Source organism: Streptomyces sp. NPDC007905 (assembly GCF_042959345.1).
In the GTDB taxonomy this organism is placed as follows: Bacteria; Actinomycetota; Actinomycetes; order Streptomycetales; family Streptomycetaceae; genus Streptomyces.
On the sequence record NZ_JBIBKS010000019.1, the window covers coordinates 63,850 to 77,649 of the forward strand.

10 protein-coding genes are annotated in these 13,800 nt (G+C 71.1%); 3 read left to right on the forward strand and 7 right to left on the reverse strand.

Translation table 11 applies throughout. The annotated features are described in order from the left end of the window. Positions 1–12 precede the first annotated feature (12 nt). Together ACFZDC_RS29885 and ACFZDC_RS29890 are read right to left on the reverse strand one after the other, a co-directional pair. Positions 13–1,353 (reverse strand): MFS transporter, encoded by a 1,341-nt coding sequence (locus ACFZDC_RS29885; RefSeq protein WP_391328896.1) that lies wholly within the window; start codon positions 1,351–1,353, stop codon positions 13–15. A 27-nt stretch (positions 1,354–1,380) separates the two neighbouring features. Continuing rightward, entirely contained in the window at positions 1,381–1,818 is a 438-nt protein-coding gene (locus ACFZDC_RS29890; protein ID WP_391328897.1) for a MarR family transcriptional regulator, read from the reverse strand. 152 nt (positions 1,819–1,970) lie between these two features. On the opposite strand from ACFZDC_RS29890, the gene ACFZDC_RS29895 reads away from it, so the two are divergent. Then, entirely contained in the window at positions 1,971–2,153 is a 183-nt protein-coding gene (locus tag ACFZDC_RS29895; RefSeq protein ID WP_391328898.1) for a ribbon-helix-helix protein, CopG family, read from the forward strand. A gap of 10 nt (positions 2,154–2,163) precedes the next feature. Here ACFZDC_RS29895 and ACFZDC_RS29900 read toward each other — a convergent pair whose 3' ends face one another. Beyond that, positions 2,164–3,615 (reverse strand): solute carrier family 23 protein, encoded by a 1,452-nt coding sequence (locus ACFZDC_RS29900; protein WP_391328899.1) that lies wholly within the window; start codon positions 3,613–3,615, stop codon positions 2,164–2,166. A gap of 180 nt (positions 3,616–3,795) precedes the next feature. Here ACFZDC_RS29900 and ACFZDC_RS29905 point away from each other — a divergent pair, with 180 nt between their 5' ends. Then, complete coding sequence (locus ACFZDC_RS29905; RefSeq protein WP_391328900.1) at positions 3,796–4,065, forward strand: DUF2530 domain-containing protein; 270 nt, start codon at positions 3,796–3,798, stop codon at positions 4,063–4,065. Positions 4,066–4,171: 106 nt separating this feature from the next. After that, entirely contained in the window at positions 4,172–6,568 is a 2,397-nt protein-coding gene (locus tag ACFZDC_RS29910) for an HAD-IC family P-type ATPase (protein WP_391328901.1), read from the forward strand. A gap of 28 nt (positions 6,569–6,596) precedes the next feature. Here ACFZDC_RS29910 and ACFZDC_RS29915 read toward each other — a convergent pair whose 3' ends face one another. The 4 genes from ACFZDC_RS29915 to ACFZDC_RS29930 all read right to left on the reverse strand — a co-directional run bounded on the left by ACFZDC_RS29915 (position 6,597) and on the right by ACFZDC_RS29930 (position 13,090). After that, on the reverse strand, positions 6,597–7,427 hold the full coding sequence (locus ACFZDC_RS29915; RefSeq protein WP_391328902.1) for a DUF5707 domain-containing protein: 831 nt from the start codon (positions 7,425–7,427) through the stop codon (positions 6,597–6,599). Positions 7,428–7,630: 203 nt separating this feature from the next. Continuing rightward, positions 7,631–8,548, reverse strand: coding sequence for a hypothetical protein (locus ACFZDC_RS29920; protein ID WP_391328903.1), 918 nt, complete (start codon positions 8,546–8,548; stop codon positions 7,631–7,633). Between the two features lie 190 nt (positions 8,549–8,738). After that, the gene (locus ACFZDC_RS29925; protein ID WP_391328904.1) at positions 8,739–11,897 is read right to left on the reverse strand and encodes a sacsin N-terminal ATP-binding-like domain-containing protein; all 3,159 of its coding nucleotides are present in this window, start codon (positions 11,895–11,897) and stop codon (positions 8,739–8,741) included. 266 nt (positions 11,898–12,163) lie between these two features. Further along, the gene (locus tag ACFZDC_RS29930; protein ID WP_391328905.1) at positions 12,164–13,090 is read right to left on the reverse strand and encodes a DUF3027 domain-containing protein; all 927 of its coding nucleotides are present in this window, start codon (positions 13,088–13,090) and stop codon (positions 12,164–12,166) included. Positions 13,091–13,800: the final 710 nt, after the last annotated feature.

Consider the following 13,800-nt stretch of genomic DNA (forward strand, 5'->3'; position numbering starts at 1 on the left):
CGGGCCGGGCGCTCACGCGGCGGTCGCCAGCCGCTCCCGCTCGCGCGGGACGAACCGCACCTGCGGGTGGCCGTGGTGCCAGACCACCGACAGCCGCAGGCCGCCGATGCGGGCGAGGACCAGGCCGATGGTGGCGGCCGCGGCGGCGGAGATGATGCCGCCGAGGGCGAAGCCGACGCGGGCGCCGTAGGTGTCGGTGATCCAGCCGACGACCGGTGCGCCGAGCGGCGTGCCGCCCATGAACACCATCATGAACAGGGCCATCACCCGGCCGCGCATGGCTGGGTCGGTGGCCATCTGCACGGCGGTGTTCGCGGTGACGTTGACCGTGAGACCGAAGATCCCGATCGGGACCATGAGCAGCGCGAACAGCCAGTACGACGGCGCCAGCGCGGCCACGGTCTCCAGGGTGCCGAAGGCCAGCGCGGCGGCGATCAGCACGCGCAGGCGGGCCGTGCCTCGGCGGGCCGCCAGCAGGGCACCGCCGAGGGAGCCGACGGCCATCAGCGTGTTGAAGAGGCTGTAGGCGCCGGCGCCGGCGTGGAAGACGTCGTCGGCGCAGGCCGACAGCCACACCGGGAAGTTGAAGCCGAAGGTGCCGATGAAGCCGACGAGGACGATCGGCCAGATGAGTTCCGGGCGGCCGGCGACGTAGCGCAGGCCCTCCCGCAGCTGGCCCTTGCCGCGCGGGGCGCGCTCGACCACGTGCAGTTCGCGGGCGCGCATCAGCAGCAGGCCGGCGAGGGGGGCGACGAAGGACAGGCCGTTGACGAGGAACGCCCAGCCGGTGCCCACACCGGTGATCATGAGGCCGGCGACGGCGGGGCCGACGAGGCGGGCGGACTGGAAGTTCGCGGAGTTCAGGCTGACCGCGTTCTGCAGCTGCTCCGGGCCGACCATCTCGGAGACGAACGACTGCCGGGCCGGGTTGTCGACCACCGTGGCGAGACCGACGGCGAAGGCGGCGACGTAGACGTGCCAGACCTGGACGTGACCGGAGAGGGTCAGGAAAGCGAGCGCGAGCCCCGTGACAGCCATGGACGACTGCGTGACCAGGAGCGTGGGGCGCTTGGGCAGGCGGTCCACGAGGACGCCGCCGTAGAGGCCGAACAGCAGCATCGGCAGGAACTGCAGGGCCGTCGTGATGCCGACGGCCGCGGAGGAACCGGTGAGGCTGAGCACGAGCCAGTCCTGGGCGATGCGCTGCATCCAGGTGCCGGTGTTGGAGACGACCTGGCCGATGAAGAAGAGGCGGTAGTTCCGGATCTTCAGCGAGCTGAACATCGAGGACGTGCGGGGGTTGTGGGTGGTAGTCGGTGCGGGGGCGGAAGCTGCTCCGGAGCCCGTACTCAAAGGGTTCGCCTCCTTGCGATGAATGCCTTACAGATGCGCGAGCTTCTCCAGTACCGGGGCGGCGGCGCGCAGTTTGGCCCACTCGTCCTCGTCGAGGCCGTCGACGAGGCCGGCCAGGAACGCGTTGCGCTTGCGGCGGCTCTCCTCGAGCATCGCCTCGGCCTGTTCGGTCCTGGTGACGACCTTCTGGCGCCGGTCCTCGGGGTGCGGCTCCAGACGGACCAGTCCCTTGCCCTCGAGCAGCGCGACGATGCGGGTCATCGACGGCGGCTGGACGTGCTCCTTGCGGGCCAGCTCGCCCGGGGTGGCCCGGCCGCAGTTGGACAGGGTGCCGAGCACCGACATCTCGGTGGGGCTCAGCGACTCGTCGACCCGCTGGTGCTTGAGCCGACGGGACAGCCGCATCACGGCGGAGCGGAGGGAGTTCACGGCGGCAGCGTCGTCGCCATGGGTGAGGTCCGGCATGTTCTTTAGAGTAACTCATTACTCTCGCTAAGGACCACCGCGACACACCCGGCTGCCCGTGATGCCCGCCACTGAACCCCCTTCACCCGTACGAGTGAGACGGTTCCGGAAAGTGACGCACGGAGCGGCCGGATGTGGCGACCCTCGTACCCATGGGGACCACTGTGCTCAGCCTGCGGATGGACGGGGAGCTGCTCGAAAGGCTCCGGCACCGTGCGGCGAGAAGAGGAATGAGCGTGCAGGACTATGTGGTCCGCACGCTCATTCGAGACGACTTCGACGAGCGGTTCCAGACCGCCGTCGAGGAGACGGAGAGGTTCTACGGCGTCACCTGACGCCCGCGCCTCAGGTGAGACCCAGGGCCGGCATCAGGTAGTAGAAGGCGAAGACCGCCGAGACGACGTACATGGGAACCGGGATCTCCCGGGGCCGCCCGGCCGCCAGGCGCAGCACCACGAAGGTGATGAAGCCCATGCCGATGCCGTTGGTGATCGAGTAGGTGAACGGCATCATCAGCATGGTCACGAAGGCCGGGATCGCGATGGTGTAGTCCGCCCAGTCGATCTCCTTGACGGAGTTCGAGAGGATCAGGAAGCCCACGGCGACCAGGGCCGGGGTGGCCGCCTGGGCCGGGACCATCGTGGCGACCGGGGTGAGGAAGAGGGCCACCGCGAAGAGGCCGCCCGTGACGACGTTCGCGAAGCCCGTGCGCGCGCCCTCGCCGACACCGGCCGTGGACTCCACGAACGCGGTGGTGGCCGAGGAGGAGCTGGCACCGCCCGCCGCGACCGCGATGCCGTCGATGAAGAGGACCTTGTTGATGCCCGGCATGTAGCCCTGGGCGTCGGTGAGCTTGGCCTCGTCGCTGATGCCCATGATCGTGCCCATCGCGTCGAAGAAGCACGACAGCAGGACCGTGAAGACGAAGAGGATCCCGGTCAGCAGGCCGACCTTGGAGAAGCCGCCGAAGAGGCTGAACTGGCCGATCAGGCCGAAGTCGGGCGATGCCACCGGGTTGCCCGGCCACTTCGGGACCGTCAGGCCCCAGTTCGGGACCGTGGCGACCGAGTTGATGATCAGCGCCAGGACGGTCATCCCGACGATGGAGATCAGGATCGCGCCCGGCACCTTGCGGACGATGAGGGCGAAGGTGAGCAGCGCGCCCAGGACGAAGATCAGGACGGGCCAGCCGTTGAGGTGACCGTTGGCGCCGAGCTGGAGCGGGACGGTGGTCTGGGCGGCGTCCGGGACACGGGTGACGAAACCGGAGTCGACCAGGCCGATCAGCATGATGAACAGGCCGATGCCGATCGCGATCGCCTTGCGCAGGCCGAACGGCACGGCGTTCATCACCCGCTCGCGCAGACCCGTGGCGACCAGGAGCATGACCACGAAACCGGCCAGCACGACCATGCCCATGGCGTCCGGCCAGGACATGCGGGGCGCGAGCTGGAGCGCGACGACCGAGTTCACCCCGAGACCGGCGGCGAGCGCGATCGGCACGTTGCCGATGACACCCATCAGCAGGGTGGTGAACGCGGCCGTGAGGGCGGTCGCCGTGACCAGCTGGCCGTTGTTCAGGTGGTGCCCGTACATGTCCTTCGCGCTGCTGAGGATGATCGGGTTCAGCACGATGATGTACGCCATCGCAAAGAAGGTGGCCAAACCGCCGCGGATCTCACGACCCACGGTGCTGCCGCGCTCGGAGATCTTGAAGTAGCGGTCGAGGGCGCTGTAGGCGGGCGCACCGCCCGGCTTCTCGGGAGTGGGGACCTTGGCAGGTGCCGAGGTGGACATGCGGGACCTCATCACCGACGGGGTTCCCCCGAGTCCCGTTGGAGTTTCATACGAGCAGAAGTGGTCAAAGGTAAACAGTTTCAGTATGAACCTATGACTGCCAGATCGCTATCTCCGCGCGTAGACCCCGGAGGGGACGGGCCTGCTGGTCCGCCCGGTTCGCCTCGTAAGCTGTGCCCCATGGCTAAGTGGACCCCCAAGCACGAGGCGCCGGAGCCCCTGGAGGGCCCCGTGGTCGCCACCATCACCGGCGGCACGATCGTGTGGTTCGTCCTCTTCCTGGTCCAGCTGCCCTTCTACGGCTGGTTCGACGACCACGGCCACACCTGGTGGCTGTGGACGTGCCTGGCCGGGGGCGGGCTGGGGCTGATCGGCATCTGGTACGTCCGCAAGAGGGACGCGGCGATCAAGCGGGACGCGGCACTGAAGGCCGCGACCGCCACGGAGTAGCCGGCGGCCGGACTCTACGACCGGCGCACGACTCGACTCCTCCCCAAGTCGGAACTTCTCCCCCCTCGGCAGGTGAAGGCGCAAAACCGCACGTACCGTCGAATGCATGACCCACATCGACGCGGGCGCCGAACTCGACCCCGTGCACCCGGTGGCCCTGCCCGCGAGTCGGTCGGACGGACTGACCGGCGCCGAAGTCGCGGAGCGCGTCGAGCGCGGGCAGGTCAACGACGTGCCGGTACGCAGCAGCCGCTCGCTGGGCGAGATCGTCCGCGCGAACGTCTTCACCCGGTTCAACGCGATCATCGGTGTGCTGTGGCTGGTCATGCTGTTCGTCGCGCCGATCCAGGACAGCCTCTTCGGCTTCGTGATCCTCGCCAACACCGGCATCGGCATCATCCAGGAGTGGCGTGCGAAGCAGACCCTGGACTCGCTCGCGGTGATCGGAGAGGCCCGGCCGACCGTCCGCCGCGACGGGACCGCCATCGAGGTGGCCACCAACGAGATCGTCCTCGACGACCTGATGGAGATCGGTCCCGGCGACAAGGTCGTCGTCGATGGCGTGTGCGCGGAGGCCGACGGCCTGGAGATCGACGAGTCGCTGCTCACCGGTGAGGCCGACCCCGTGGTCAAACGCCCCGGCGACCCGGTGAGGTCCGGCAGCTTCGTGGTCGCGGGCGGCGGCGCCTTCAAGGCGACCAGGGTGGGCCGCGAGGCCTACGCGGTCCAGCTCGCCGAGGAGGCCTCCCGCTTCGCCCTCGTCCACTCCGAGCTGCGCACCGGCATCTCCACCATCCTCAAGTACGTGACCTGGATGATGGTCCCGGCCGCGATCGGCCTGGTCGTCACCCAGTTGGTGGTGAAGAGCAACGGCCTGAAGGACGCGGTCGCCCGCACGGTCGGCGGGATCGTACCGATGGTCCCCGAGGGGCTGGTGCTCCTCACCTCTGTGGCCTTCGCCATCGGGGTCATCCGGCTGGGCCGCAAACAGTGCCTGGTGCAGGAACTGCCCGCCATCGAGGGCCTGGCCCGCGTCGACACCGTCTGCCTGGACAAGACCGGCACGCTGACCGAGGGCGGCATGGACGTGACCGGCCTCAGGCCGCTGGACGGGGCCGACGAGACGTACGTGCGCAGGGTGCTGGGCGCCCTCGGCGAGTCCGATCCGCGCCCCAACGCCTCCCTCCAAGCGATCATCGACGCCTACCCGGACAGCGACGAGTGGCGCTGCGTCGAGTCGCTCCCCTTCTCCTCCGCCCGCAAGTACAGCGGCGCTGCCTTCAGCGAGGGCGACGGCGAGGCCAGCACCTGGCTGCTGGGCGCCCCCGACGTGCTGCTAGCCCCCGACGACCCCGCCCTGGCCGAAACCGAGCGCCTCAACGAGCAGGGCCTACGGGTCCTGCTCCTCGCCCGCGCCACCCGCGGCCTGGACGACCCCGAGCCGGCCAGGGGCGCCCGGCCCACCGCCCTCGTCGTCCTCGAACAGCGACTGCGGCCCGACGCCGCCGACACCCTTCGCTACTTCGCGGAGCAGAACGTCCGCGCCAAGGTCATCTCCGGTGACAACGCGGTCTCCGTCGGCGCGGTCGCCGCCAAGCTGGGTCTGTCCGGTACGGCGGTGGACGCGCGCCGGCTGCCCGCCGGGCAGAGGGGCATGGCGGACGCGCTGGACGAGGGGACCGTCTTCGGGCGGGTCACGCCGCAGCAGAAACGGGACATGGTGGGCGCGCTCCGGTCGAACGGGCACACGGTCGCGATGACCGGCGACGGCGTGAACGACGTCCTCGCCCTCAAGGACGCGGACATCGGCGTCTGCATGGGCTCGGGTTCGGAGGCGACCCGGGCGGTCGCGCAGATCGTCCTGCTGAACAACAGCTTCGCCACGCTGCCCTCGGTGGTCGCCGAGGGCCGCCGGGTCATCGGCAACATCACGCGGGTGGCCACGCTGTTCCTGGTCAAGACGGTGTACTCGGTGCTGCTCGCGCTGCTGGTGGTGTGCTGGCAGGTCGAGTACCCCTTCCTGCCCCGGCACTTGACCCTGCTCTCCACCCTCACGATCGGCGTCCCGGCCTTCTTCCTGGCCCTGGCCCCGAACGGGGAACGGGCCCGCCCCCACTTCGTCCGCAGGGTCATGCGCCACTCGATCCCGGGCGGCGTGGTCGCCGGAGTGGCGACCTTCGTGACGTACCTGATCGCCCGCCACCACTACACCGGCCCGGGGTCCCTGGACGCGGAGACCAGCGCGGCGACCCTGACCCTGTTCCTGATCTCCATGTGGGTCCTGGTGATCATCGCCCGCCCCTACACCTGGTGGCGCGTCGTCCTGGTGGCGTCGATGGGGGTGGCGTTCCTCTTCGTCCTCGTCGTGCCGGCCCTGCAGAGCTTCTTCGCGCTGAAACTGGTGGGCAAGGCGATGCCGTGGACGGCGGTGGGGGTGGCCGTGGTGGCGGCGGTCGCCCTGGAGTTCCTGTGGAAGTGGGTCGACCGCCGCTTTCCCGTCTGACGGCAGGAGGGGTGCCGCTCAGCGGCCCTTACCGGACGTCGACGTAGTCACCCGTGGCGCTGACCGCCGGAGTGGTCGACGTGCCGGCGAAGCTGAAGCGCCAGTAGCCGTCGTAGTTCGCGGTGGTGGTGGTCTTCAGGTTGCCGTACGAGTCGGTGTACACCGTCTTGATGGTGGTGTAGGTGGTCGTACCCGCCTTGCGGAACTGGAGCTTGACCGGCTGGTTGGTGTAGCCGTGGTAGTTGTTGTCGTCCCAGTTGGCGCGGGACAGCTTGCCCGTCACCGTGAGCGTCCTGCCCTTGGCGATCGGCTCGGGGCCCGCGTCGACCGTGAGCTTGGAGTAACGCTGCACCAGGGTGCTGCCCAGGCCGCTCTGGTCCTTGTAGCCGACCTTGCTCAGGTCGGGGTTGTTCTGGTCCTGGCCATTGAAGGCGACGGCCTCGGCGGCCACGCTCCAGGTGCCGGCGTCCGCGCTCTTCGGGTCGGCGTCGGTCGGGTAGATGTCGACCGTGCCGGTGCAGGTGGCGGTGGTGGACGAGGTAGCGGTGCAGGTGGCCGGATTGTCGCCGTACAGCTCGGGGGCCGTGTCGCTGTAGGAGCCCTTGTAGAGGAAGGCGTCCGTGTAGAAGTCGCTCGCGGTGATGTCCACGTCCGCGCCGTGGGTCAGCGTGTACGAGTACTTCGTGCTGACTTCGTTGCTGACGCCGACCTTGATCGCATTGGCGATCGTGACGTTCGAGAAGCTGACGTTGAGCGTGTACGGCGTGCCCGAGTCGGTGACGGCCTGCGCGGCCGGGACTGCGAGGGCGGAGAGGGCCAGGGCGCCGGAGACGGCGGCCACGGTGGCACGTATGCGCATGTGCGTTCCCTTGGAGGGAGAAGTGATCGTGGAGTCGGTTGACCCACGCGATCAGATCCGCGAGGGGTGTGGCTGGTTGTACGGCGGGAACGGCATCCGGCCAGATTTTGGGCCGCCATTGCCATCCCATGACACAAGTGAGAGGGAACGTTCCGGTCCCGGAAGCGGTGCGCTTCCGGGGCCGGAATCGTGGCGCGTGCCGCTTACTGCACGTCGACGAAGTCACCCGTGGCGTTGACCGCCGGGGTGGTCGAGGTGCCCGCGAAGGAGTAACGGAAGTAGCCGTCGACCGACGCGGTGGTCGTGGTCTTCAGGTAGCCCGTGGAGTCCGACGTGATGGTCTTCAGCGTGGTGTAGGTGCTGGTGCCCTTCTTGCGGAACTGCAGCTTCACCGGCTGCTTGGTGTAACCGTGGTACTGGTTGTCCTCCCAGTTGGCGCGGGACAGCTTGCCCGTGACCGTGATGGTCTTGCCCTTCTTCACCGGCTCCGGCGAGGCGTTGACCGTCAGCTTGGAGTAGCGCTGCACCAGCGTGCTGCCGAGGTCACCCTGGTCGGCGTAACCGACCTTGGTGACGTCGAAGCTGTCGCTGCTCGGGTCCTGGCCGTTGTACGCGATGGCCAGCGCCCCGCCCTTCCAGGTGCCGGCGTCCGAGTTGAGGAGCTCGCCCTCGCTCGGGTAGACGTCGATCTTGCCCGTGCAGGTGGCGGTGCTGGCCGAGGTCTCCGTGCAGGTGGCCGGCAGGTCGCCGAACAGCATGTTGTCCGGGGTGTCGAAGGAGCCCCGGTAGATGTACGGACCGGTCACGAAGTCGTCGGCCGTGATGTCGACGTCCGCACCGTGGGTCATCGTGTACGTGACCGTGGTGGAGACGTGGTTGGTTGTACCGACCTTGACCGCCGCGGCGATCTTGAAGTCGGAGAAGGTGACGTCCATGGCGTACGGACCGTCGTCGGCGGTGCTGAACGCGCTCTTGCCGGACGCGGAGTGCGCGGCGTGGAGGACCTTCGCGGCCTCCGCCCTGTAGGAGGAGGCGGAGTCGGCGGCCTGCGCGGCCGGCACGACGAGAGCGGAGAGGGCCAGGGCGCCGGAGACGGCGGCCACGGTGGCACGAATGCGCATGCGTTCCCCTGTATGGAGAGTGAGGCCGGCGGCGGCCCCACCACACGGGTGGGTCGTCACCACCGGCCCCAAGTGATCTTGGGAGCCTGCTGGCTCACGTGAACAGATCAACGACGCATGCGAATGGTTGTACAGGTTTTGAATTTTTCGGAATGAACCAGTGAAGAGACGGCCCGGCGGGACCGGCGCCTCAGTCGAACCACCGGTCCCGCGCCAGCTCCTCCGTCCGCGACGGGTCCTCCAGCAGGGCCGCCACCTCGAAGCGGCGCGGCCACTGGCCGGCCGCCCAGGCCAGGCCCGCGGCGACACCCTCCAGGGTGGCCGCGTGCAGGACACCGTCGTCGGTGAGGCGCCAGTCGATCTCGACGCCGTCCACGATCAGTTCCTCGTGCTCGACGTAGGTGTCGGGCGTACGCGGTCCGAGCAGGACCCGCACCGGCTCGGGCACGTCGTGCTCGGTGCCCTCGGAGTGGACCTCGCCGGTCACGGACTCGCTCAGCCGCCGCACCTGGAACAGCTCGGCCAGTTCGGCGGCCCGGGACGGCCGCACGGGCAGCAGCGGTACCCCGGAGGTGAACGGCAGCAGGTCGGGCGAGTCGACGACCACCGCGTCGGCCGCGTCCACCACCGTCACCCGCCCGTCGACCACGGCCCGCAGCTCGTCCGGCAGCGTCACCCGCTCCGGGTCCAGCTCGGCCAGCGCTCCGTACAAGCCGTGCAGTTGGGCCGCGGTGACCGACCGCTCCGGGTCGGCGAGGCGGTCCAGCAGTTCGGCCGCGCCGCCGGGCTCGTCCAGCAGGGCGGACACGGAGGTCCGCACGCCCAGCGCGCGCAGCACCTGTTCGTCGTCGAAACCGGTGGCGTCGGCCTCGTCGTACAGGCCACGCAGCAGCGGATCCCCGCCGGCCGCGAGGAGACCGGCGGGCCGACGCCCGTCGAGGACGGGATGTCCGCGCAGCCACCACGCCGTGTACGGACGTACGACCTCGTGGGTGCCGTCGGGCAACAGGATCCGCACCGGCTGGGTGAGAGCGTCGCGCAGCGGCGGCTGGGCGAGCAGCGCGAGCGCCTCGGGCCAGTGGTCGTCGTCCACCAGGTCGAGGTCGCGTACGGCGACCAGTTCGGTGGCCACCGGAGGCACCGGGCTGTCGGGGAAGCGGTCGAGGATGTCCTCGCACCAGACGTCCACGGCGTCGAGCAGGCCCGCGTCGTCCGGCTCGGCGAAGTCGCCCTCCCGGGGTTCCAGTTCGTCCGGGTCCAGGACGACGTCCGTGGCGCGCACGAGTGCGAAGTTCGCGAGGACTCCGCAGGCGGTCAGCGGCTGCTCGCCCCACTTCTCGGCCAACTCTGTGTCCACGGCGGCCAGTTCGTCATCGCGGAGCACGCGGGCGAAGGGGCTGCCGGGAAAGACCAGCTCACCGGCCGGGGCGAGTTCCCCGTCCTCGTCGGGCAGCGCGAGGGCGCCCAGCCAGGGCTCGTCACCGGGCTCGAGACCGGCGTCGCGCACCAGAGCCAGGACGGTGTCGGCCAGTTCCTCGGCGCCGGGGGCGTCCTCCTCCCACAGCGCCCCGCCCTCGTCGTCCAGCGAAGCCGCCACGGCGGCCCGCACCTGCGGGGTGGTCAGCACCGCGCGCGGGGTCGCGGGCAGCGCGCCCAGCTTCTCCAGCAGCGGGTGCGCGGCGTCCTCGTGGGCGACCTTGAGCCCGAGCCGCCCGAGCATGTCGGGGTCGATCCGGGCGGCGTCCGCGGTGGGAAGCAGGACCTGCCGGGGTCCGATGGTGGTGCGCCCTCCCCCGGTGCCGAAAGCCTGGGAGGTGCTCCCAGCGAGCGGCACCGGAAGCCCGGAGAGCCGGTCGGGATCGACCCCGGCGAGGCTGTCGTACAGCCGCCACCACCAGTCGGGGGCCTTTTCCAGCCCGGCCAGCCGGTCGATGGCGTCGGCGAGCGGGAGCCGGGCGACACCGAGGGTGCGCAGCTCCACTCGGCGTTCCAGCCCGGCGGGCAGCAGAGTGGGCAGCACCTCCGCGAGGACCCGTACGGTGCCCGCCCCCGCGCCCTCCACCACTTCGGCGTCCCTCGGGCGCAGCGCCTCGGGCAGCTCGTCGTCCCCCTTGGAGTCGACGGCCGGCGGCAGGAACGCGGTGCGCGGCAGCCGCTCCAGGATCGCCTGGCGCAGCGCGCCGTCCAGCTCGCCCTTGCCCAGCGGCCCGGGTACCAGATCGATCAGGCCCTCGGTCACCGGGCGCCAGTCGGCGAGCAATTCGGCGTAGACGTCCGCCGCCCGCTGCACCAGGAAGCCGGTCAGCGGGCCGGGGGCCGCGTGCCGGCGGGTGGTGTCCAGCGGGAAGGACGCGATGAGCAGGGCGGGGACGCCGAGGGGCTCGTCGCTGGGGGTGGGGGCGTGCACGACGGGCGTGGTGCGCGGCCGGGTCGGGCGGCCGTCGGCGTCCACCGGTACGGCCCAGGTCACCGACCAGTGCGGGCGCAGGCGCTCCTCCACCGGCCGGTCGACGAGCAGATCCGGGGTGAGCGGCCCGTGCGCGGAGACGGTACGCCAGCGGGTGGTCCCCTCCCGCGAGTCCTCCACGACGGTGACGGCGTCCTCGGTACGGCGGTGCAGGCTGCGGGGGGCTTCGCCGTTGACCTCGATGACGACCTCCTCCAGCCCGGGCAGGGCAAGCAGGAGGGCGTCGTCGATGGCGTTGAGGAGGCGTTCGGCGAGGTCGGTGGCGGCGGTGTCGCGGAGCGGCAGGATGACGGCGGTGTCGTACGGCTCCGGAGCGGAGCCCTCGGCGGCGAAGGGGAGCCGCAGCAGCGGCACGTGCCCGTCGCGGCGCCGGATCTCGTCCCCGAGCCCGGGGCTGTGCCGGGCGGTGTCGGCGGCCAGTTCCCGGGCCTCCGCCAGGGACCAGCGGACCCCGCCGTGACGGCCGATGATCGCGGGCTCGTCCGTGACGGCGAGTACGGCGGCGAAACCGACGCCGAACCGGCCGACGGCGCCGTGGGTGTCCTGGGCGTCGCGCTTGGCGGAGGCACGCAGGGTGGACAGCGACTCGACACCGGCCGCGTCCAGGGGGGCGCCGGTGTTCGCCGCGACCAGCACGCCGTCGCGGAGGGTGAGGCGCAGCCGGCCCGGAGTCCTCGCCCGTGCGGCGGCGTCGGCGGCGTTCTGGGCCAGCTCCACCACGAGCCGGTCCCGGTAGCCGCCGAGGACCAGGTCCTCCTCGGCGTTGGCGTCCTCACGGAACCGGGCGGGGCTGGTGGCCCAGGCGTCGAGGACACCGCGGCGCAGACGGGCGGTGCCGAAGGGGTCGGCGCCCTCGGCCGCCGGCCGCACGAACTTGCTCACGTTAACTCTCCTCATCGACGTGAGGACGAAGGTACAGCGAGTGCGGCGGGGAGACCGAAGGGAGAGGTCAGGGCCGTGAGGCGTGGGTGAGGGCGCGAACCCGGGGCGGACTCTCCCGACAGGCACGGGGACGGCCGTGGCCGCCGCACACCCGTGCGGGGTGCCGGACCGCCCGCGGGTCGCGGGCGGTCCTCCCCGGGGGCGTGCGCGGCCCGGCGGGTGTCTTCCGCACCGGGTCGGCGGACAGGAACGGTGCCTGACCGAGCCTAGGAGTGGCCGAGTTCCGCCGTCTCGTCGTCCCCGGTCTCCGGGACCGAGCCCGAGTCGGGGGCCGGGCGGAGCGGGAAGGGATCCACTCGGGTTTCGTCGATCACCGGCGGGGCCGGCTGGGGCGGCTTCGGCATGACCGCCGCCTCGGAGTGGGCGCCGCAGCCGTACGACAGGGAGACCACGCGGCCGTCGGCCGGGGAGAACTCGTTCGCGCAGACGCCGAAGGCCTGGCCGAGGGAGCCGCCGATGGGGATCAGGAAACCACAGGTCATGCAGGTTGCCGGGGCCGCCTGGGCCATCGGCGCCTTGGGGCCGAACGCCTCCTCCCAGCGGTCCGCCGCGACGTGCAGGCCGTAGCGGGAAAGGACTCGGGCGCGGCGCAGACCGAGTTCTTCGGCCACCGCGGCGATCGAGCCGCGGGTCGGTGTCGCCGGCTGGGCGGCCGGAGCACCCGGGGTGACCTCGGCGTCCTCCGTCTCCGCCAGTTCCGCGAGCTCCTCGGAGATGACCGAGTTCGGCGGCGGCTCCTCCTCGCCCAGGTAGCCGGGCTCCAGACGCAGGTCCTCCTGGTCGGTCGGGAGCAGGTCGCCGGGGCCGAGGTCGCCGGGGCGCAGGCGCTCGCTCCACGGGACCCACTCGGGGGCGAGGAGGGCGTCGGGGCCGGGGAGCAGGACCACCTCGTCCAGGGTCACGATCTTCGCGCGGGAGGCGCGGGCCACGGTCGCCGCCCAGCGCCAGCCGCGGTAGCCCGGTTCCTTGCACTCGAAGAAGTGCGTGACAACACGGTCGCCCTCCGACACCAGGCCGACGTGCTCACCGACCACGCCGGGCGCGGCGGCCTCCTCGGCGGCGGCGCGGGCGAGGTCGACGGCCTCGGCGCACAGGCGGTCGGGGGTGCGGCTTCGCGTTGTCGCTGCGCTCACAGGTATCGCTTCTCTCCTACGCCGTCTACACGAGTGCGGATGCCTCCGGCGGTGAAGCGGACGGAGCGGACCTGTGGGCCGCATCGACGTCCGCGTCCGATCGCGCTCGGGCGCACCTCTGCCATCCATTCTGCGTTATGGCTGAGATACGCACGCTACCCCGTCGTCGGTGGTCGGGGACAGTCCGCCGCTTCACAGCGATGTTTCCCACCCACCCACCCGTCTCGCTCGGCCGGAAAGCGGACCCGTCATCCGGCTCGGCCGACCGAGAGAAACGAGACCGGCGAGTCGGCTCGGGGCGCGCTGGGCAACGAACCGGCTGAGTAGCTCGGTCGGCCGGGAAGGGGGCCCGGGAGTCGGCCCGGACCGGCGAACAGCAGGAACCGGCGAGTCGGCTCGGGGCGCTGGACGGACCGGCTGGGCAGCTCGGTCGGCCGGGAAGCCCTGCGCTCCTGCGGCTCGGTCGGCCGGGGCAGAACCGGACCCGGTGTCCGACGCGAGAACCCAGGAAGCGGGACCGGCGCGTCGGCTCGGCCAGCGGGGAAGGGGGCCCGGGAGTCGGCCCGGGCCGGCGGACAGCAGGAACCGGCGAGTCGGCCCGGGTCGCGCTGGGCAACGAACCGGCCGGGCAGCTCGGTCGGCCGGGAAGGGGGCCCGGGAGTCGGCCCGGACCGGCGAACAGCAGGAACCGGCGAGTCGGCCCGGGGCGC

Bases quoted from the DNA above. Each gene is read 5' to 3' on its own strand.
- ACFZDC_RS29890 (WP_391328897.1), bottom strand. From the start codon at position 1,818: ATGCCGGACCTCACCCATGGCGACGACGCTGCCGCCGTGAACTCCCTC.
- ACFZDC_RS29920 (WP_391328903.1), bottom strand. From the start codon at position 8,548: ATGCGCATTCGTGCCACCGTGGCCGCCGTCTCCGGCGCCCTGGCCCTC.
- ACFZDC_RS29915 (WP_391328902.1), bottom strand. From the start codon at position 7,427: ATGCGCATACGTGCCACCGTGGCCGCCGTCTCCGGCGCCCTGGCCCTC.
- ACFZDC_RS29910 (WP_391328901.1), top strand. From the start codon at position 4,172: ATGACCCACATCGACGCGGGCGCCGAACTCGACCCCGTGCACCCGGTG.
- ACFZDC_RS29900 (WP_391328899.1), bottom strand. From the start codon at position 3,615: ATGTCCACCTCGGCACCTGCCAAGGTCCCCACTCCCGAGAAGCCGGGC.
- ACFZDC_RS29895 (WP_391328898.1), top strand. From the start codon at position 1,971: ATGGGGACCACTGTGCTCAGCCTGCGGATGGACGGGGAGCTGCTCGAA.
- ACFZDC_RS29905 (WP_391328900.1), top strand. From the start codon at position 3,796: ATGGCTAAGTGGACCCCCAAGCACGAGGCGCCGGAGCCCCTGGAGGGC.